Annotated in this window: 20 protein-coding genes and 1 pseudogene; 5 read left to right on the forward strand and 16 right to left on the reverse strand. The window is 41.3% G+C overall.

Features of this window, described 5'->3' with window-relative positions; genetic code table 11:
* Positions 1–6: 6 nt before the first annotated feature.
* Positions 7–1176 carry a WXG100 family type VII secretion target gene (locus tag B4V02_RS13375; protein ID WP_094155171.1) on the reverse strand — a complete coding sequence of 390 codons (1170 nt, stop codon included), beginning with the start codon at positions 1174–1176 and terminating at the stop codon, positions 7–9.
* Positions 1177–1491: 315 nt separating this feature from the next.
* Here B4V02_RS13375 and B4V02_RS13380 point away from each other — a divergent pair, with 315 nt between their 5' ends.
* Positions 1492–1728: a helix-turn-helix domain-containing protein gene (locus tag B4V02_RS13380; RefSeq protein WP_094155172.1), complete on the forward strand. Its 237-nt coding sequence runs from the start codon at positions 1492–1494 to the stop codon at positions 1726–1728.
* Positions 1729–1817: 89 nt separating this feature from the next.
* Here B4V02_RS13380 and B4V02_RS13385 read toward each other — a convergent pair whose 3' ends face one another.
* Positions 1818–2120, reverse strand: a complete 303-nt coding sequence (locus B4V02_RS13385) for a DUF6809 family protein (protein WP_094155173.1) — start codon at positions 2118–2120, stop codon at positions 1818–1820.
* Positions 2121–2285: 165 nt separating this feature from the next.
* On the opposite strand from B4V02_RS13385, the gene B4V02_RS13390 reads away from it, so the two are divergent.
* The gene (locus B4V02_RS13390) at positions 2286–2450 is read left to right on the forward strand and encodes a helix-turn-helix domain-containing protein (RefSeq protein WP_425270790.1); all 165 of its coding nucleotides are present in this window, start codon (positions 2286–2288) and stop codon (positions 2448–2450) included.
* Between the two features lie 184 nt (positions 2451–2634).
* Here the strand turns inward: B4V02_RS13390 and B4V02_RS13395 are convergent, their stop codons facing one another.
* From B4V02_RS13395 to B4V02_RS13405, 3 genes are all read right to left on the reverse strand, one after another.
* Positions 2635–3756 carry an alpha/beta hydrolase gene (locus B4V02_RS13395; protein ID WP_094155175.1) on the reverse strand — a complete coding sequence of 374 codons (1122 nt, stop codon included), beginning with the start codon at positions 3754–3756 and terminating at the stop codon, positions 2635–2637.
* Between the two features lie 18 nt (positions 3757–3774).
* On the reverse strand, positions 3775–4227 hold the full coding sequence (locus B4V02_RS13400; RefSeq protein ID WP_094157006.1) for a MarR family winged helix-turn-helix transcriptional regulator: 453 nt from the start codon (positions 4225–4227) through the stop codon (positions 3775–3777).
* A gap of 149 nt (positions 4228–4376) precedes the next feature.
* On the reverse strand, positions 4377–5201 hold the full coding sequence (locus B4V02_RS13405; RefSeq protein WP_094155176.1) for a MerR family transcriptional regulator: 825 nt from the start codon (positions 5199–5201) through the stop codon (positions 4377–4379).
* Positions 5202–5338: 137 nt separating this feature from the next.
* Between B4V02_RS13405 and B4V02_RS13410 the strand changes: the two genes are divergently transcribed.
* Positions 5339–6160: an SDR family oxidoreductase gene (locus B4V02_RS13410; protein ID WP_094155177.1), complete on the forward strand. Its 822-nt coding sequence runs from the start codon at positions 5339–5341 to the stop codon at positions 6158–6160.
* A 91-nt stretch (positions 6161–6251) separates the two neighbouring features.
* On the opposite strand, the gene B4V02_RS27225 is transcribed toward B4V02_RS13410, so the two are convergent.
* From B4V02_RS27225 to B4V02_RS13430, 4 genes are all read right to left on the reverse strand, one after another.
* On the reverse strand, positions 6252–6434 hold the full coding sequence (locus B4V02_RS27225; RefSeq protein ID WP_244188325.1) for a hypothetical protein: 183 nt from the start codon (positions 6432–6434) through the stop codon (positions 6252–6254).
* Positions 6435–6636: 202 nt separating this feature from the next.
* Complete coding sequence (locus tag B4V02_RS13420; protein ID WP_208618679.1) at positions 6637–7023, reverse strand: VOC family protein; 387 nt, start codon at positions 7021–7023, stop codon at positions 6637–6639.
* A gap of 104 nt (positions 7024–7127) precedes the next feature.
* Positions 7128–7820 (reverse strand): pseudouridine synthase, encoded by a 693-nt coding sequence (locus B4V02_RS13425; RefSeq protein WP_094155178.1) that lies wholly within the window; start codon positions 7818–7820, stop codon positions 7128–7130.
* Positions 7821–7960: 140 nt separating this feature from the next.
* The gene (locus B4V02_RS13430; RefSeq protein WP_094155179.1) at positions 7961–8158 is read right to left on the reverse strand and encodes a DUF3934 family protein; all 198 of its coding nucleotides are present in this window, start codon (positions 8156–8158) and stop codon (positions 7961–7963) included.
* Positions 8159–8380: 222 nt separating this feature from the next.
* Between B4V02_RS13430 and B4V02_RS13435 the strand changes: the two genes are divergently transcribed.
* Positions 8381–8809 carry a VOC family protein gene (locus B4V02_RS13435; RefSeq protein WP_094155180.1) on the forward strand — a complete coding sequence of 143 codons (429 nt, stop codon included), beginning with the start codon at positions 8381–8383 and terminating at the stop codon, positions 8807–8809.
* 72 nt (positions 8810–8881) lie between these two features.
* Here B4V02_RS13435 and lepA read toward each other — a convergent pair whose 3' ends face one another.
* Positions 8882–10687: a translation elongation factor 4 gene (gene lepA, locus B4V02_RS13440; protein ID WP_094155181.1), complete on the reverse strand. Its 1806-nt coding sequence runs from the start codon at positions 10685–10687 to the stop codon at positions 8882–8884.
* Positions 10688–11160: 473 nt separating this feature from the next.
* On the opposite strand from lepA, the gene B4V02_RS13450 reads away from it, so the two are divergent.
* Entirely contained in the window at positions 11161–11592 is a 432-nt protein-coding gene (locus B4V02_RS13450; RefSeq protein WP_094155182.1) for a hypothetical protein, read from the forward strand.
* Positions 11593–11661: 69 nt separating this feature from the next.
* On the opposite strand, the pseudogene B4V02_RS26675 reads toward B4V02_RS13450, so the two are convergent.
* The 6 genes and pseudogenes from B4V02_RS26675 to B4V02_RS13480 all read right to left on the reverse strand — a co-directional run.
* Positions 11662–11868 (reverse strand): annotated as a pseudogene (locus B4V02_RS26675) (phosphotransferase family protein); the annotation flags it as partial.
* A gap of 94 nt (positions 11869–11962) precedes the next feature.
* A complete protein-coding gene (locus tag B4V02_RS13460) occupies positions 11963–13984 on the reverse strand; it encodes an NAD(P)/FAD-dependent oxidoreductase (RefSeq protein ID WP_094155183.1) in 2022 nt (673 codons plus the stop codon).
* Between the two features lie 298 nt (positions 13985–14282).
* Complete coding sequence (aguB, locus tag B4V02_RS13465; RefSeq protein ID WP_007430414.1) at positions 14283–15158, reverse strand: N-carbamoylputrescine amidase; 876 nt, start codon at positions 15156–15158, stop codon at positions 14283–14285.
* A gap of 28 nt (positions 15159–15186) precedes the next feature.
* Positions 15187–16218, reverse strand: coding sequence for an agmatine deiminase family protein (locus tag B4V02_RS13470; protein ID WP_094155184.1), 1032 nt, complete (start codon positions 16216–16218; stop codon positions 15187–15189).
* A 126-nt stretch (positions 16219–16344) separates the two neighbouring features.
* Positions 16345–16896 carry a phosphodiesterase gene (gene yfcE, locus B4V02_RS13475; protein ID WP_007430412.1) on the reverse strand — a complete coding sequence of 184 codons (552 nt, stop codon included), beginning with the start codon at positions 16894–16896 and terminating at the stop codon, positions 16345–16347.
* Between the two features lie 204 nt (positions 16897–17100).
* Entirely contained in the window at positions 17101–18516 is a 1416-nt protein-coding gene (locus tag B4V02_RS13480; protein WP_094155185.1) for a glycoside hydrolase family 1 protein, read from the reverse strand.
* Positions 18517–18778: the final 262 nt, after the last annotated feature.

Genomic DNA, 18778 nt, shown 5'->3' on the forward strand with positions numbered 1-18778 from the left:
AGCACCTCACTTGTTCTTTAATAGCTTATTGTATTCTACTCTCGTAATCTTACCGTCTTTAAGCAACTGTCTCAATACATCCGCAGGAACCTCCTTAGCAGGATTCGTAACTTCATAAGGATGCCAGCCTGTTTCACCATCTGGCTGAAACTTAACAAGTTTACCTTCATAGATATTGTATAATTGTTTATTTTTTGATGATGAATAAGCCGTATCTAACAAATTTTGTCCTGTTTTAGCATCTGGAATTGGGTTTGGACTCCCCCACCCACTTTGCGGGTCATGTTTAGGGCTAGGTTCATATGTTCTGGTTGTAGCTTCAGCTCCTTCAATATTCGTTGTGTTTTCTGTTTTCACATCTGAGGGTTTGGAAGGTTCAAGGGCTTTGCTATCTTTATCCTTCATCATCTGGTACATATCTTTCGTCTGCTCGAAGCCTCCGCTGATACCCTTAAAGGCCAGACTGCTTCCCGCCGCCATCATGCCTGCCGAGACTACACCTGCGGGTACGCCGACGATCGCGCCAATTCCAGTAAAGTCCAAAGCGAATGAACCTACTTCTCCTGCCCCGCCTACTACTGTCCCTAGAACACCTAGAACGGAAGAAAGGGTGTGTCCTGCGAGCCCCCCTAACACATTCGCAAACGGATGATTGGAGTCGTAATCCTTGTGAAGGATGCCAAGCGATAAATCCTCTGTAAAAGCTGCGGATGAACCCAACACAAACTCCTTTCCCACATCTACCGCATATTCAATTTCATTGCCTACTTTATGTGCCACGTCCACTGCACCATCTGTAACATCATCCACCAGTTCATTGAACTGATCTCCAACTTTTTTCCACCACTGTTCTCCGTTAGATTCCGTTTGGGCAGGTAAGCCGCTTCCTGGTATATCTAGTACCACCTGCTCCCCATCAACTTGAGCGAAGCTTTTTGAAATAAATATCAATTGCTGTGATACATTGTATAATCCTGCTAATGTCACACTCATAGATTGTTGCGCTATCTGAAAATCATGGAAGAATTTCTCCTTGGTAGCGCCAGACCAGCCATCTTGGACAAATGTAATCTGCTTATTCAAAGAATTAAGCATACGCTCCATCTCGTGCTTCCCTTGCAAAAAACGATCAGCTACTTCTATAAGCTTTTCAGGTGGGACCATGATTCTGCCCATTTTATCCACGCTCACTTTAAATAAGATGGAAATAATATTATCAGAAGGGGATATTTAGGGATATCCATCTATTATCCTAATATTTCCTTTTAAAATATATGACATATGAACTGTTATAAATCGAAGATCACTATATCTAAAGTAACTTATATTTTTTAGAATCATGTTGATCATTCAACACTCCGTTGGAACTAATTCCGTCAATATATCAATCACACTCTAGTTGCAATAATCCTTTTTACCCATAGCGAAATTATCGCTAAAAATGAATAACGATAATTTCACTCGGCTATTCTTGGCATAGAGGTGAGTAGGATGTATAGACGTATTCGAGATTTACGGGAAGATAAAGATTTGACCCAAACACAAATGGCTGAATATCTGAATTGCAGCCAGCGTATTTACAGCAACTATGAACGTGGAGATGTAGACATTCCAACGAAAATTTTAATCAAACTAGCTGATTTTCATCACACAAGTACAGACTATTTATTAAATAGAACTAATGAAAAAAAGGCGTACCCGGTAGAACAGAATAACTCAAGTTTATGATTTTGCCTCCCTGTGCTCAATAAAAACAAAAAAGGTAACTCCGTATGACCAGAGCTACCTTTCAAGGGCTTTAATTAATATTGTATTCCTTAATTGTGAATCGTCTTTTCTGCAGAACGCCCTCCTTCTTTCCCGTCAAATACTTCAACCATCATTAATGCCCCCAACTTGTATCCGTCTATATAAGCCGAAGCGGATAATATGGAGATCAAATTATCATGTAAATCGGATAATTCTTCAATTAGTTTGTACTCGTGTTCTGGCATTTTTATTTTCAGGCTTTCCATAGTTTTGGATATTTTCTGCGATACCAGTTCCAATTCGGGATCTTTCGGTTTTACTCGTTCACTTGGGTTACAGTTTCCATAATATAAATCCTCCAAGATACTCACCTTCTTCCCCCTCTTCATATGTATTACATTTCTAAATAATTTTAGCGAAATATTCGCTAAATATCAATAGCGAATATTTCGCTAGGGTATTCTTGTTTTGAGGTGAGCAAGATGTACCCACGAATTCGAAATTTACGCGAAGATAAGGATTTGACCCAAACTCATATGGCAGATTTTCTGAATTGTAGCCAGCGGATATATAGCAATTATGAACGTGGAGATGTAGATATTCCAACGACGATTTTAATTAAATTGGCCGACTTCCATCATACGAGCACAGACTATTTACTAAATAGAACAAACCAAAAAAAGCCCTACCCCTCAGGATAGAGTTCTAAAATCATTATGACATCTCACATATGAGCATTTTCCGCTACAAAATGATCTGATCCTATTGTTCGGTCGGCATCTTCCGTTCAAGCAACAATTTCATCCTGATATCCAATGGGTAAGGGAACCTCCATAAATGAGGCTCCCTTTTTTTAATGAAATAACATCAGATATTTAAAACATCTCACTTATTAAGCAATTTTTTTGTTATCCAATTGATAGCTGCATTATTGACATCTTCACCCTGGCCTCCGTGTGGAGCTTTAGAGTTAGACATAAAAATATTTTCGACTCCAGCATGGTTAAGAGTATCTCTAAGTCTCCAACTTTGTTGAATAGATACTAAACTGTCACGTCCTCCATGTGCAATAAACATGGGTGGATCATCTGAAGATACATAATTTATAGGACTTGCCAATTCTGCCAACTTTACTTTTTCCCAATAAGGAGAATTGGTTTGTTGTTTATCCCGAATATCTCTCAGGACTGCCACACCTTGTCCTTCTTTATCAAATCCAAGAAGTTGGGCTTCAGCTGCTCGTGGAGAGTCATGTGTTTCGGCTGCCTCCTCAGGAGATTGCAGGGTTGGGTCCATCTCAGGTCCCATGGTAAACATATCTGTTGGACCGTAAAAATCAACTGCAGCCATTACTTTGCTTGAATACTCAAGATTGCCCCCAACATCACCTTCAAGCTCTTTTATATCACCAGTAACAGCGAGTTCGGTAGCCAGATGTCCACCTGCAGAATTTCCTGCTACTGCAATTTTTTCTGGATCAATACCGTATTCCTTGGCATGTGCACGCAGATATCTGATACTGCCCTTAACATCATATATTGGAGCCGGGAAAATAGCTTCGCCACTTAGCCGATAATCTATAGAAACGAAAGTAATTTTATCCTCTAATACTTTTTTGAAAACCTGGTATGCTGAATCTGTAGCCACTTGATCTGTGGCTCTACCTGTCATTTGTGCTGATCGATTTGGTGGTGCGGCTGTTTCCTTTTTTGCATCTTTAGGAGCATCATCGCCCTGATAGTCCCCTATAACCCATCCTCCTCCATGAACATACACCAAGACAGGAGTTGCTTCGGTTACACCCTCCGGCTTGAAGATGTTCATTTTTAGCTCTTTTTTCTTTCCATCGTCATTAGTTACGGTTGCATACACCACATCTTTATAGGTAGGAGCCATACGAATAACATCTGTAGGAGGACTTTCAGCTGCTGCGAAACTTTCCTTTTGTGTGGCAAAAGCCAATGTTGCTAAAAGTGCGAAGGATACCATTCTTAGTTTTTTATTCATATTCTCTCTCCTTGATTCTCACTTTTTTTCATTCTCGCATTCTATCAGGTTATCTAAAGTTCTTATTAAGAAACTTTGATACAATGCTATTTCATCCTCGCTAAATCCCTTGTAAAAAATCTCTCCGACTTCATCAATAATCTTCTTGTTCAATTTCACTAGATTTTCATTTCTATTCACTACTTTAACTATTGTTTTCCGTTTGTCTGTTTGACAAGGCATAAAACTGATATGTCCTGCTTTTTCCAACTTACTTAATATACTCGTTAAAGTTGACTTTTGAAGATTGGTAATCCTTGAGATTTCATGGATAGGTATTTCGTCTTTTGCCCAAAGATAAAACAAAATCCTTGCTTGTGTTGCTGTTAAAGTATCAACCTCAGATTCCCTGTGTTTTCTTGAAACTATTCTAGCCAGCAATGCATCTACGGATGCTGATAAAAAAACAGATCTTCCTTTTATAATTCTCATTTGCACCTCCATTTTTTCAAAAAAAGTACCATATCGTACTAAAATTATAGTTCGATATGGTACTATTTTCAACATGTTTTTTTGAATGCTTGCATTCATTATCTCTTGCGACCTGTAGATCACCCCAATTAATAGTAGTGTTTTCTAATCTACATCTTTAAAATTTGAACAGAGATCTTAATTAAATACTCTTCATAACCTCTAACTGAAAGATCATCTAACAAGACATCCTCATAAAAAAATCCCTGTAGTTCTATGCTCTTATCATTAGCATAATTTATTATTCGATCATAAGTGTCACATACACTCGAGTATCCCTCTGTATGGTACGCGATTAAATATGTTCCTTTTTTTCGCTTGAAATTCGAATAATTTGATTTTTTACAAACTCTAGTAAAAAGATAATCATAATTGAATGCTTCATTTGCTAAAACTCTTTTTGTATCTCTCATCCAACCTACTGTGTGAGAGGCATCAATACTATAAATGTTCAAGTACTTTTCGTGTTTTATCATAGAATCGTAAATACTTTTATCATTTGTATAAGGATCAGCCTCTGTTATTACCAAAAACTCATCGTTATTTTCCTCAATAATAATATCAGTTGAAATAATCTCAGTTGCTGCTTGGGTAATTCGTTTCTTCTCTGATATTATACTTTTCATTTTTTGCAGTTGTTTAATTTTTGAATTCAGCATTGCCTCTTCATTTTCAAGTAGGACAATGAGCTCATGAGGTGACCTTTTATTTAAATATTCTTTTATCTCTTTTAATGGCATTTCTAATTCTTTAAGTATTGAAATCACTTTAAAAACATCAATTTGATTAATTGAATAATATTTATACCCATTTTCAGCTTTAAATTCAGGAGAAAGAATTCCAAGTCGATCATAGTGAAATAAAGTATCCTTGCTAATACCCATCACTTTTGCAAATTGTCCTGAAGTTAAATGAGTTTGAACATTATTCTCCATGAAATCCCTCCTTGACTATGGTGTTACACCACACTTTATTATAACCAAGTAACCTTCAAATAGCAGTGGATATTACGAAGAAGGCTACTTGGCAATTTAGTAATGCCTAAATCATTAATCTCGGGAGGATATAAGGAATGAAAGTTCTAGTTACAGGAGCAACAGGAAGTGTAGGAAGTTATATTGTTGAACAACTCCTTGCAAAAGATATAGAAGTAAAGGCATTGTCAAGGAAGGAAGGCAACTTGCCTAAAGGGGCACAAGTAGTTCTAGGTGATCTTGATATTCCCGAAACTATAAAAGCACATCTCCATACTATAGATAGCTTGTTTCTGATCACTCAGAGTGAACAATCGGACGAAAAATTTATAAAAAACAAAAGAATTATTCAGATGGCAAAAGAAGCTAATGTTGCAAGAATTGTAGCTCTGATAGATTTTGAAGGGAACCCAATTGAGGACGTTATTAAAAATAGCGGGATGGAATGGACTTTATTAAAGCCAGTGGAATTTATGAAAAATGCACTTTACAGTGGTTGGGCAGAATCAATCCAAAAAGAAGGAATTATTCGTACAGCTTTCCCCGATAGTTTAAGCGCTAGAATTCATGAAGCTGATATCGCTGATGTCGCAGTAAGGGCACTGACAGAAGAAGGGCATGATAAACGAACATATGATTTGACAGGATCAGAAGCATTGTCTCCAAGAAGTATGGTTAAACAAATTTCTGCAGTTACAGATAAATACATTGATCTTGTTGAAATTACAGAAGAACAAGTAAAACAAGATTGGAAAAGCAAAGGCTATGACAATGAATTTATTGAATACTTTATTATAGGGATTGGGAAAAACCCTCCTAAAGGAGCCTATACAGTTCTACCGACAGTAGAACAAGTTACAGGCAAGCCAGCCAGAACATTTACTCAATGGGTTAATGAAAACAAGCATTATTTTGTATAATGTTAAAGAGTAAAACGATACTACATTAGACTGACTCTAGTAATAGAAACAGCGGCAGCCATGGATGGGAAATTAAAGTACTACCGCTGTTTTATTCAGCTAATGTACACATTAACTGAACTCTTTCCAAATCTTCTTTTGCCAATTTAAAAATTTTATTTTCATCAAAAAGATGCTTTGAACCTACTAGAATTCTTGATCTACCCATCACAAATTCGACTACCGATTGTTCGTTCGTCCAATCTATTGCTCCCATATTCGAGAAATTATCCATAATCCTTCCTCCATCGGTGGAAGATCGGGAGCAAAATTGGACGTTGATAAGAGGGTGATAGTTAAAACTCTCTCTGGATGCCGCAGAGCTATCATTTGAGTCAGCATATTTCTATGTCAACACTTGGAAATTATCCTCAAGTTTATTGCTTAATTTATTTTCGATCTATTTAATACTAATCTGCCCGTAAGTTGGGTTCAATTTAATAGTTCGAAATTTCGATCAGGTTACCATCAGGATCTCTAATATACACGGATGTTATAGGAGCCAATGCTCCAGTTCTTTGTACTGGTCCTTCTTCAATAGGTATTCCGCAGCTATCCAAATGGGAAATCACATCCGAAAGCTCAACATCCGTTATAAAACATAGATCAGCACTACCGGACATGGGCATTTTTGCTTTGGGTTCAAACTCTTTACCCACTTCATGCAGGTTTATTTTTTGTTGTCCAAAGTGAAGTGCCTTTCTTCCCTCCCCAAAAGTGATAACTTCCATCCCTAATACTTGGCTATAAAAATCACAGGTTGTATTCACATTTCTAACCGTCAAAACTAAATGATCCAATCGAGAAATATGGATAACGTTCATCTCCCTTTTTTCGGTTATGCTACCAGTACATTATACGATAATGAAACCGTGAGAGTTGGAATGAGTCTCTGAATCTGACCGGGAATGCACTTTTGTTGTATCCATCATTTCAATTTAGAAAGAAGAACTTCCAGTTCCCCCCTGTCCAAATGTCTCCATTGTCCCCGTTCCAGATGATCCAAGGTAATATTCATAATTCGGACACGCTCCAGCTTTAGCACTCTGTATCCCAGAGCCTTGCACATTCTGCGAATTTGCAGATTCAACCCCTGCGTCAAAATAATTCGGAACTCGAACTCGCTTGTACGATCAACCTTGCACGGTTTGGTAATGACGTTCAATATTTCAACGCCGCGAGACATGGCCTGCGTAAATTCATCTGTAACAGGCTTATCTACAGTCACCACATATTCCTTCTCATGACCATGCTCGGAACGCATCATTTGATTGACAATGCTTCCATCGTTCGTTAATAAAATGAGCCCCTCTGACGCTTTATCCAGCCTGCCAATGGCGAAAATGCGTGAAGGATAATTGACATAACTAATAATATTGCCAGCCACCTCCTCCGCTGCCGTACATACAATGCCGACAGGCTTATTTAGCGCCAAGTATACGGGTTCACTACGGTTAATCGGAATAGCTTTCCCATCGATCAGCACGATATCCTGTGGCTCTACATGAGCCCCTGCTTCACAAACTGTGCCGTTAATCGTAATTCTCCCCGCAGCAATCAATCTGTTCGTTTCCCGACGGGAGCAGAATCCCGTTTCGCTTATGAACTTGTTAATTCGCATGATTCACCTAATTTACGTCGTAATATGAGATATATGGATAAATAAGAAAGTACATTCTACACTGGTTTATTTAAAAAAACATCTGATTACGTATGCATAATCAGATGTTCGCCTTGAAGACAATCCTATACTTGCTCGGCTCACTTACTTCTGCCGCGGCTCTTGTTCCCACTTGATTTGGCGTCAACGCCACCTTTTGCAGCTCCTGCTGCCGTGCTTCCCGGTGCGCTTGTAGAAGCGCTTTTTCTTTTGACAGGCTTCGCTGTTTTATTCCAGCGTGTCCAGCCCTTACTGCCTGTACCTCTGCCGGTTCCGCCGCCCTTGCTTTTTCCACCCATATGATCACTCCAATAGTCGTCGTTCAGATGTAACTACGCTATCATACCATTACTTTAGGCATAATGCCTGTTTGTTTTGAAAATAGAAGCAATGAAACAAAAATCTTCTCACAAAATCGATTTAAATGTCCATACACACATGGTATTTTTGCTTGTGCACAGGTTAATAATGAGAGGTGAGAATTTATCTGTTAAGAAATCAGCCAAAAAGGAGTGAACCAGATGTCTGTTGATGTTTATCTTAACTTTAATGGAAACTGCCGTGAAGCAGCAGAGTTTTACGCAGAGGTTTTTGGGACTGAGAAGCCACAGATCATGACGTTTGGTGAAGCACCGCCCAACCCCGATTATCCTCTACCGGAAGAAGCGAAAAATTTGGTCATGCATACACGGCTCAACATTGATGGAAGTAATGTGATGTTTTCTGATGTTTTTCCCGGTATGTCTTTTGTTGCCGGAAATAACATCAGCCTCGCCTTCGTCAATAAGGATGAGGAGAAAATCAGATCGGTCTTTCATAAGTTAAAAGAAGGCGGGACCGTAAAAATGGAGCTTCAAGAAACATTTTGGAGCAAATGCTACGGTAGCCTTAAGGATCAATTCGGAATCGAATGGCAATTAAGTTATGATAACGGAATAACCGACAGTTAGTCTTTTATATGGTTATACGACGAATAAGCCCTCGCAAGCTATTCTGATTGAATGCTTTGTGAGGGCTTATTCTCAATCGTTTCCTATATTGATATCCAAAATAGAATTAAATACTTCCTGCGGCAGTTGGATGTTCATATGTTCCATATTTCGTTTATTTATATTTTGTCTGTGCAGCAGTGCCTGCTTTTTTGAAATGCTTTTTTTATCGCCACTGACTGCCGCATTTTTACGCAATGGAGGAACATCTTCTCTGGCAATCACGATGCCTTCCACTACCACCTGCACAGGCATAGGATAGAGTTTTCTTGGAATCGTATGCTTTAATTTCATTACCAGATCTGCAGCAACACGATAAGCATCTTCCCGGTGTAATATAAACGCCAAGGCGTCTATCTTAACATAATTCACGAGGATATCCATTTTAACCAGATCAGCTTCACGATAGTCCATAAATTGTACATCCATCGTGGCATAACCGTGCGATAGGGATTTTAATTGATTAAAAAAATGATACGCAATTTCTGAAGTTGGTATCTCATAGTGCAAGATGGTTTGGTTCACCTGATAATTCAAATCAATAAAAATCCCTTTTCGACTTGTAGCCAGCTTCATGATATCGCCTACATGCTCTTCTGGCAAAGTGATCGTCACAACCCCATAAGGTTCCTTCACTGTTTTTATCTTATCAAAGGTCGGATAATAGACCGGGTTATTTATCCGTAGCTCCTGACCGTCTTTGGTTAAAACTTGATAGGTGACATTGGGGGCAGTTATGAGTACAGTCAAACCATATTCTTTTTCCAAACGTTCTCGAATGATTTGTAAATGCAGCATTCCTAAAAAGCCACACCGAAAGCCCTTCCCTAACACCTCAGAGCGTTCTTCCTCATAGCAGAAGGATGAATCATTTAAAGCAAGTCTATGAATCGCATTTTGAAAGTCTTTATCATTGTCATCACTTGGAAACAAGCCTGCATATACCATTGATTTGGATTCCTTGTAGCCGGGTAACGGCTGTTGGCTTGGATCAGTTGTGGTTGTTAAGGTATCTCCAATCTTTACTTTTTGCACTTCCTTCAGTCCGGTAACTACATAACCAACTTCACCTGCCCGGAGAACATCAGTTGGCTGCATGTGGGGTAAAAACACCCCCAGTTCCGTTGCATTGAATTCTGCTTGCGTCACCATAAAACGAAGGGTCTTATCCTTGCTTAGTGTTCCTTCGAACAAACGAAGATAAGCGATGACTCCTCTGAACGGATCATACTGCAAGTCGAAAACCAATGCTTTTAAAGGACTGTCTGCTGTACCTGTAGGTGCCGGGATAACCGAGTGAATACGCTCCAGCACTTTATCAACGCCCTGACCGGTCTTTGCAGATATATATAGAATGTCTTCTTCATTAAACTGCATCACGTCGATCAACTGCTGGCAAGTTTGCTCTATATTAGCATTAAAGCTGTCGATTTTATTAACCACAGGTATAATGACCAGTTCGTTTTCCATCGCTATGTTGTAATTGGCAATGGTTTGAGCCTGAACACCTTGCGTGGCATCTACTATCAATAGGACGCCTTCACATGCAGCCAAGCTTTTCGAAACTTCATACGAAAAATCAACATGTCCCGGCGTATCAATCAAATTATACTGATATTTATGTCCATTCTTTGCTTCATAAAAGGTACGCACTGTACGCGATTTCACTGTAATTCCATGCTCTCGCTCAACATCCATGGAATCCAGCAGCTGTTCCTTCATATCTCTCTTCGAAACAGTTAGAGTCTTCTCTATAATCCGGTCCGCCAATGTCGATTTCCCATGATCAATATGCGCGATGATCGAAAAATTTCGTATATTTTTGGATTGAATTTTCATTTTTATAAAACTCCTCTAATTTGTATTATTCAAATAATTAGAGGATTGTTGCAATCCTCTAATAGGATGCAACACCAATGGTTAATACGATTAAAGTAGGAAAATACATTTGTTTCACTCCCTTATTTTCTGTAAAACAATATATTTATTTTATTTCACATTTTAGTATAGTCATAAATCTTTGTCTATTAGCATGAATTCGAAGCGCAGTTATAAGCGATAATGCGCTTCGCAACCCCCGTTAAAATCAAGCCCGTTGGCGAAATATCTATCCCTCGTCTATACGCGAACAAAAAAATCAAAAATGCTGCGGTAAGACCACTTGCAAAAGCCAAATCCGGAAGAATAATAGGTGTTGCAATAAGAAGTGAAATTCTTTTTTTACCAACCATTAACAATTATTTATCTAGCCAACGATAATAGGATTAGAGGGGATTCTCCCTTCGATATCTCAAACTGGAGGAGATAAATAAATGTATAGAGTATGGACGAAAGCATCGGCTATTCTATTATTAGTGGCATCCCTGTTATTCAACGGAACGTATGCGCTCGCCGCTTCGGCAGCATCAACGTATGTCGTTACGTTTCAGCAGGCAACCTTGGTATCCAATGATCATGTAGGCAACGATTGGGCCATTGCTGCTCAGGTGGATGGCAAGTCCATTAGTGAAGGTAACAGCGTAAAGGTGAAGGTCAAGTCGGGTGGCAGCATAAAGCTGTATGCGTATGCTGAGGAACAGGACAAGATCCCAGACGAAGGCGAAGCCAGCAAGAATGTAAAGGTCTCCACGATTTCCGCCAAAGGTTCTACCGTTAAGTTAAGAGTCACGGTTACTGAAAACCGTGGACGTTATTCAGGTAATCAAGCTGTGTGGGAGTTTACGTACAAAATTAAGAAACAATAATAGAGCATGTAAGAATAGACCGTCACTCTGAGAGGAGCGTCGGTCTTCATTTTTTAATGGAACTTTTGCTTAAGCGCGGTAACTCGGTAAATACCATTTGGGTATATAGGTTTGAAAGTAATCATACACCTCCAAAACCTGCTCAGCTTGCTGAACCATATCGTCCACTTCTTTTTTCCCAAACGGAATCGCCCAATGGATGGATGACAGTTGGTTGCTTGTAATATACAAAGCCATAAATTTAAAAAATAAATCAGGTACGTCGTTGTTAAAGTACGCCCAGTAAAAAAGGTTGAAAAGACAAGGCTGTCTCCTCAACCCTGTTAGCAAGTGAGCTGCCATAATCATACTAAATACTTTATACCGTCAATTAATAAGAAAACGAGAACTCATTTTTGAATGCGTCTACCCGTTGAATGGTTTTCAGAATATTGCGTCCTTCGCGGGTGCCGTCAATAATACGACGAGCTTGTTTGCTATCCCCGATGTTAACAACTTCCACTTGATGTTCTTTACCATATTCGAGCAAGCTGTCCATCAGCGGACTATGCGGACGCATGCCCAAGCATACGAACCCAAGGTCAAATGGAATCTCAAACTCCTGTTCTCCATGCTTTACTTTAAAGCGGTCGCTGCACACTTCTGTCAAAGCCGTTTCTGTATGGACGTTCACTTTCCGCTCCTCTACCATTTTCATCATGGAAATCCGCGTAATCATATCCAGGTCCTTGCCCAGTAATGGCATCATCTCAATGATCGAAACTTCTTCTGCTCCACGTTCTGCATAATATTCGACGACATCCAACCCTACGGCTCCGCCACCGACTACAGCAATACGTTTACCTTCAAACTCCCGGAACTTCTCTAGATTGTGCAAAAGATCAAAGATGGAGAACACTTTGGTACCTGGCTTGCCCAGTTGCTCATGCAGACCTGCAATGGGTGGAAGCAGCGGTGTGGCCCCCGTAGCATTGACAATAATATCAGGATTCAAAGCAGTAATCATCGCCAGATCAGCCCGGGTCCCAGTGACGATGTTCAGATTAGTTAACTGCTTGGTGCGCTGGATCAAATAATCAGGGAAGTCATTGATACGTGTTTTGTCCGGCAGACGGGCAATATCACGAGCCAGACCACCCAGCTCCGCTTTTTCTTCAAAAAGGGTTACTTTGCAGCCCACTTCGGCCGCCGTACATGCCGCTTCCATCCCCGCGGTACCCCCACCAATAACAACAACATTGATACCGTTCTTAACTCGTTGTTTGCGGTATTCAGCTTCTTTGAACAGATCAGGATTTACTGTACAGCAAATCGGTTTACTTTTGGAAATACGGTGGTCGGCACAACCGATGTTACAGGAAATACATTTTCTAAGCAAATGCTCGTAGCCGTTCTGTACTTTAACCACCCAGTTGGGCTCTGCGATCAGTCCTCTACCCATCGCCAGAAGATCAGCGTCGCCTCTTTCCAAAATTTCCTGGGCAGCCTGCGGGCTCCGAATATTACCTGAGGTCATCGTGACCTTTCCGAACTTTTCTTTCACTGCTTTGGCCATATAAGAGCGCCAGCCATCCGGCAAATTCATTCCGTCAATCTGGAACTGGATGGAATCATTCAGAGCGGCAGACACGTTCAAAATATCTACCTCATCATTCAGATACTCCAACAACTCCAGTGTGTCTTCCAATGTGTTGCCGCCTTCTGTAAACTCCTCCGCACTAAAGCGCAAGCATATAGGGAAAAATGGGCCAACCACCGAACGAATTTCATCAATGACTAATCTGGCAAAACGTGCCCGGTTTTCTGGACTGCCGCCAAATTCATCCGTACGCTTGTTATACATCGGGGACAGGAACTGGCTTAGCAGATAGGAATGTCCCGCATGAATTTCAACACAGTCAAACCCGGCTCGTTGCGCTCTTCCTGCTGCCTCACCGTATTTGCGTACAATGGCGTAAATTTCTTCTTTTTGCAAAGGTCTAGGAATCGCTCCTCCCTTTTTCGATGGGATATTAGAGGAGGATACAGGCTGAGCTCCGTTCAACCGTCCTGCATAAGCGGAAGCACCTGCATGGTTAATTTGTACGGAAACACAAGCTCCATAAGAGTGTAATGCTTCAGTTAATCTAAACAGCCCGGGAATAAACTGATCATTATCCATACGCAGCTGAGTTGTTCCGTTCGTGCCCATTGGGAAATCCAGACAAACATTTTCTACTGTGATCAGGCCGGTCCCCCCTTTGGCCCGTTGCACGTAATAATCAATATGATCCTGAACAAAGCTTCCATCCATGGCAGCAAAGTTCGTTCCCATGGGGGGCATTACAATCCGGTTTTTCAACGTCATACGCCGTATGGTCAGAGGTTCAAAGATAGCAGGATAGTGGTTCATTGTTCTTCCTCCTTGCAAGTTTGCAAATTTCATTTTCAGGGTTTCATTAAAGGATTCTTATATGTGATTTTTTTCACTTTAAAGAATATCGAGCTTTTGTTGAATACGATCCTTCCTTATGACTTGATTTTATATCATGCGATCCATAAATTCTAATGCTATTTTATGTACAAAACTATAGTTTTTATCTATAGATAATTGGAGCTAGACACAAAAAAGGAACAAACCGATGAGGAATGTTCCTTTTGTGCAGACAAAGATTATACTTCTATTCAATTTCTGTTCTATTTCTATTCCACTACAATTTCAATTCACCATCATAGGTAGCAATCATCTTGTACAGCTCTGGACGACGGTCGCGGAAAATCCCCCATTCAATCCGTCCTACTTCCAGCTCATCCAAATCAAATTCGGCAGTAAGCACTTCCTCATCAGTACGGCCAGCTTCTGCTATCTTGTTGCCTTGAGGCCCGGCAATAAAAGAGGAGCCGTAGAAGTTGATACTGGAATCCTCATCTGTTTCAGTTCCAATACGATTGGAGGCAATGACGGGAATCAAATTGGAAGCAGCATGACCCAGCATGCAAGTCTGCCAGTGATCCTTGGAGTCAATGGAAGAATCCTGCGGTTCTGAACCAATAGCTGTCGGATAGAACAAAATTTCTGCGCCCATCAGCGCCATACAACGGGCCGCCTCAGGATACCATTGATCCCAGCACACACCGACTCCAATTTTGGCATAACGTGTATTCCAAACTTTAAAACCGGTATCGCCCGGATTAAAATAAAATTTTTCCTCATACCCTGGACCGTCCGGGATATGGCTTTTGCGGTATTTACCCAACACCTCACCATCAGCATCAATTACAGCCAGGCTGTTGTAGCGCGCGTAGTTTTTCTTCTCATAAAAACTGATGGGCAGCACCACCTGTAATTCCTTGGCGATCTTTTTGAAATGGTTAATCGCCTTGTTGTGCTCCAGTTCGGTTGCATATACATAATAATCAGACTTTTCCTTCTGGCAGAAGTACGGAGTCTCGAACAATTCCTGCAGCAAAATAATTTGCGCGCCTTGCGCCGCCGCTTCACGTACAAGCTTCTCTGCTCTGCTTATATTTTCTTCGATATTAGTAGAGCAGCTCATTTGCGTTGCCGCCACTTTTACTTTTCTCACTGTAGTCCTCCTCTTTGATGTTGTATCGTTAGCGCTTTACAGCAGGCATCTGCTGAGTCGTGCAATGCACGTTGCCGCCTTCACGGATCACCGCCATACCATCTACAGTACGGATCGTACGATCTGGGAATACTTTGGTCAGCACCTGCTGGGCTGCAAGATCGCTCTCCGCGGCAGTGCCGCCAAACACCGGCAAAATAATACCGCCATTCACAAAGTAGAAGTTAATATAGCTCAGTGTCAATCGGCTGTCTTCATAATCCACACGCGGCGGCTGACCGATCCGAATCACTTCCAGCTTGCGACCTTTGGCATCCGTTGCTTGCTCCAGAATGCGCAGATTTTCCTGTGTAATTTCGTAATTTTCATCCTCAGGATCATCGCATACTTGCATAATAACCTTGCCGGGAGCAGCGAAGCAAGCAATATTGTCCACATGGCCGTCCGTTTCGTCACCACTCAGTCCACGCTTTAGCCAGATGATTTTCTCGGCACCTGTGTACTCGCGCACGTACCGTTCAATATCTTCTCTGCTTAGCTCCGGATTGCGGTTCGGATTTAACAGACATTCTTCCGTTGTTATCAGTGTGCCCTCGCCATCTACGTGCAATGAGCCGCCTTCCATCACAAGCGGTGCATCAAAGCGCGGAACTCCAAGCTTGTCCAAAATTTGTGGCGCAACCTGATCATCCAGGTCCCAGGGAGCGTATTTGCCGCCCCAGGCGTTGAACTTCCAGTTCACACCAGCCAGCTGGCCATGCTCGTTCGTGAGAAAGGTGGGACCGTTATCACGCAGCCACGCATCGCTATGCTCAATTGGCAGCAGCTCCACCCTTTCCCCGAGTTCAAGCGCCCGAACGCTCTCCAGATCAGCCGGATTTACGACCACGGTAACCGGTTCAAACTCTGCCATAGCGCGTACAATTCCAGCGTAGCCCTTGCATACATCGGCATGCATATCCGGGTAAACCATGGAAGACTGTACCGGCCAGGAAATATACGTGCGTTCATGCGGCGCCCATTCAGGCGGCATCTTATAATGTGAATCCTTAATTTGCATGGATTGAAGCTCTCTTTCTTTTTCATAATATGGAGCCTGAAGACTCCGCTCCTATCATACAATAATATGATCTTTGTCTCAATCAGAGCCTGAAAGTTTTGAATGTTTTACATCCATATGGAGTAGTTACTTCGAAAATGTGATGGCTTTTATCGTATTGCCATCAAAATCCTTGACTGTAAATTGTGTTCCCTCCAATAAAGCGTAAGATGGCGGATAATTTTCCTTCGGCAACGAGATGGAGCCCGGATTTAGTACAAATACCCCATTTTCCACGTCTGCCACCGGAATATGGGTATGCCCCTGAATGAATACATCCCCCGCTTCCAGTGGAGGTAAATTCCCGATACTGTAGCCATGTCCGTGGGTGACATAAATACGCCGCCCTTCATCGTATAACAGAGCATAATCGCCCATCATGGGAAATTCAAGCAGCATTTGGTCCACTTCTGCATCGCAATTCCCGCGGACAGATACCGCAATATGCGGCTTGTACTGATTCAGCAAAGCAGCTACTTCTGCTGGATTATATCCCTCCGGCAGCTGATTGCGCGGTCCATGGTACATATAATCTCCGAGCAGGACTAGACGGTCGGCTTTCTCCTCCCTGAACTTTTCCAGCGCCAATTGCAACCAGTGCAGCGAGCCGTGAATATCTGATATACACATCAATTTCATGATTATTCTTTCCTTTCTGAATAGGCCATTGTTATTTAGAAGATATTCCTCTTACGTCCATTATTACATGATTCCCTGAACAAATCTGTGCAAAAATGCTAATACCTAAAAAATAAGCGACCGCTTCCCCGTAAAAGAGCAGAAGCGGTCGCTACGTAAAATCTTCATTGTTATTTAAAACAAAATCACTGGTTTATTTATAAATTAACGTTTAAGGCTTTGACCGTTTGTGGCAATAACCTCTTTGTACCAATTGAATGATTTTTTCCGGTATCTTTCAAGTGTACCGCTGCCATCATCATGACGGTCTACATAAATATAGCCGTAACGCTTTTTAAGCTGAGCGGTTGAAGCACTGACAAGGTCGATACAGCCCCAAGACGTATAGCCCATAACCTCTACTCCATCCTCAATTGCTTCCCCAACTTGAACCAAATGATCATTCAGGTAGTTGATCCGGTAGTCATCTTCTACTGTTTTTTCACCTTTTTCATTGGTGATCAGTTCGTCAACGGCGCCCAAGCCATTTTCAACGATGAAAAGTGGTTTTTGGAAGCGATCATAGAACGTATTCAGCACATAACGCAGACCTTGCGGGTCAATTTGCCAGCCCCACTCACTAGCCTCAAGATGCGGATTGTTGACACCACCGAGGATGTTCCCTTCACCTTTGACTTTTTTAGCTTCGTCAGCCGTCTCACAAGTACTCATGTAATAGCTGAACGAGATAAAATCAACGGTATGCTGCAAATCTTCGGCATCGCCCGGTTCAAAATGAATCGTGATTCCTTCTTCTTTAAAGAAACGTTTCATGTAGCCTGGGTATTGACCTCTTGCATGAATGTCCGCAAAAGCCATGTTTCTGTGATCAAACTCCATTGCAGCAATCACATCGTCTGGATTAGGTGTCAGCGGATAAGTAGGCATGCTCAGCACCATACAACCGATTTTGAAATCAGGATTGATTTGATGACCGATTTTTACCGCTCTTGCACTCGCTACAAGCTCATGGTGAATGGCTTGATACAGATCTTGCTCACTAAGCTGGTCTTTAGGTGTGCTGATCCCGCCACTCATGAATGGAGCTTCAAGAATGGAGTTGATTTCATTGAAAGTCAACCAGTATTTTACTTTATTTTTGTAGCGCTTAAATACAGTCGTAGCATAGCGCTCATAAAAATCAACCAGCTTGCGGTTTACCCAGCCATCGTATTCTCTGGATAGATGTAAAGGTGTTTCATAGTGAGACAATGTAACGAGAGGTTCAATACCGTATTTATGAAGCTCGTCAAACAAATCATCATAAAATTGCAGGCCTTTTTCGTTAGGCTCCAGTTCGTCACCTTTAGGAAAAATACGCGACCAAGCAATGGAAGTACGGAACACTTTAAAGCCCATTTCGGCAAAAAGCTTGATATCTTCCTTATAATGGTGATAAAAATCAATACCAATTAACTTCATATTATCTTCTGTTGGCACATCCGTAACCGGCCCCCAGCCACCACGAGGGGTTACATCCTGAATGGACCAGCCTTTTCCATCTTCTTGATAAGCGCCTTCGAGCTGATTCGCAGCAACTGCTCCGCCCCACAGGAAATCTTTTGGAAACTGTGTACTCATGTTCTCTCCGCCTTTGCTGATATTTTTTCATTAACAAGGATAGGAATTTATCTCCTCTATGCTAATGTGTTCTAAATTACTTCTAATTGAATCTTAAGTATTGTAACGCGTTTCATGTCAAGTATTTTTTCAACTCCAGCGGTCAGTGATTATCGCGACACACATCCTGAGCTTATCATGCTATGATCTCCAAATAGCTATTCTTCAATTGGCGGAAAAAGCATTGTGCTATACTATTCGTATCGAGCTAATTTTTCAGTGT

Source organism: Paenibacillus kribbensis (genome assembly GCF_002240415.1).
Classification (GTDB): domain Bacteria; phylum Bacillota; class Bacilli; order Paenibacillales; family Paenibacillaceae; genus Paenibacillus; species Paenibacillus kribbensis.

Excerpts from the sequence above, each read along its gene's own strand:
- B4V02_RS13375 (WP_094155171.1), bottom strand. The coding sequence starts at position 1,176 with ATGGGCAGAATCATGGTCCCACCTGAAAAGCTTATAGAAGTAGCTGAT.
- B4V02_RS13380 (WP_094155172.1), top strand. The coding sequence starts at position 1,492 with ATGTATAGACGTATTCGAGATTTACGGGAAGATAAAGATTTGACCCAA.
- B4V02_RS13390 (WP_425270790.1), top strand. The coding sequence starts at position 2,286 with ATGGCAGATTTTCTGAATTGTAGCCAGCGGATATATAGCAATTATGAA.
- B4V02_RS13395 (WP_094155175.1), bottom strand. The coding sequence starts at position 3,756 with ATGAATAAAAAACTAAGAATGGTATCCTTCGCACTTTTAGCAACATTG.
- B4V02_RS13400 (WP_094157006.1), bottom strand. The coding sequence starts at position 4,227 with ATGAGAATTATAAAAGGAAGATCTGTTTTTTTATCAGCATCCGTAGAT.
- B4V02_RS13405 (WP_094155176.1), bottom strand. The coding sequence starts at position 5,201 with ATGGAGAATAATGTTCAAACTCATTTAACTTCAGGACAATTTGCAAAA.
- B4V02_RS13410 (WP_094155177.1), top strand. The coding sequence starts at position 5,339 with ATGAAAGTTCTAGTTACAGGAGCAACAGGAAGTGTAGGAAGTTATATT.
- B4V02_RS27225 (WP_244188325.1), bottom strand. The coding sequence starts at position 6,434 with ATGGATAATTTCTCGAATATGGGAGCAATAGATTGGACGAACGAACAA.
- B4V02_RS13420 (WP_208618679.1), bottom strand. The coding sequence starts at position 7,023 with ATGAACGTTATCCATATTTCTCGATTGGATCATTTAGTTTTGACGGTT.
- B4V02_RS13425 (WP_094155178.1), bottom strand. The coding sequence starts at position 7,820 with ATGCGAATTAACAAGTTCATAAGCGAAACGGGATTCTGCTCCCGTCGG.
- B4V02_RS13430 (WP_094155179.1), bottom strand. The coding sequence starts at position 8,158 with ATGGGTGGAAAAAGCAAGGGCGGCGGAACCGGCAGAGGTACAGGCAGT.
- B4V02_RS13435 (WP_094155180.1), top strand. The coding sequence starts at position 8,381 with ATGTCTGTTGATGTTTATCTTAACTTTAATGGAAACTGCCGTGAAGCA.
- lepA (WP_094155181.1), bottom strand. The coding sequence starts at position 10,687 with ATGAAAATTCAATCCAAAAATATACGAAATTTTTCGATCATCGCGCAT.
- B4V02_RS13450 (WP_094155182.1), top strand. The coding sequence starts at position 11,161 with ATGTATAGAGTATGGACGAAAGCATCGGCTATTCTATTATTAGTGGCA.
- B4V02_RS13460 (WP_094155183.1), bottom strand. The coding sequence starts at position 13,984 with ATGAACCACTATCCTGCTATCTTTGAACCTCTGACCATACGGCGTATG.
- B4V02_RS13470 (WP_094155184.1), bottom strand. The coding sequence starts at position 16,218 with ATGCAAATTAAGGATTCACATTATAAGATGCCGCCTGAATGGGCGCCG.
- yfcE (WP_007430412.1), bottom strand. The coding sequence starts at position 16,896 with ATGAAATTGATGTGTATATCAGATATTCACGGCTCGCTGCACTGGTTG.
- B4V02_RS13480 (WP_094155185.1), bottom strand. The coding sequence starts at position 18,516 with ATGAGTACACAGTTTCCAAAAGATTTCCTGTGGGGCGGAGCAGTTGCT.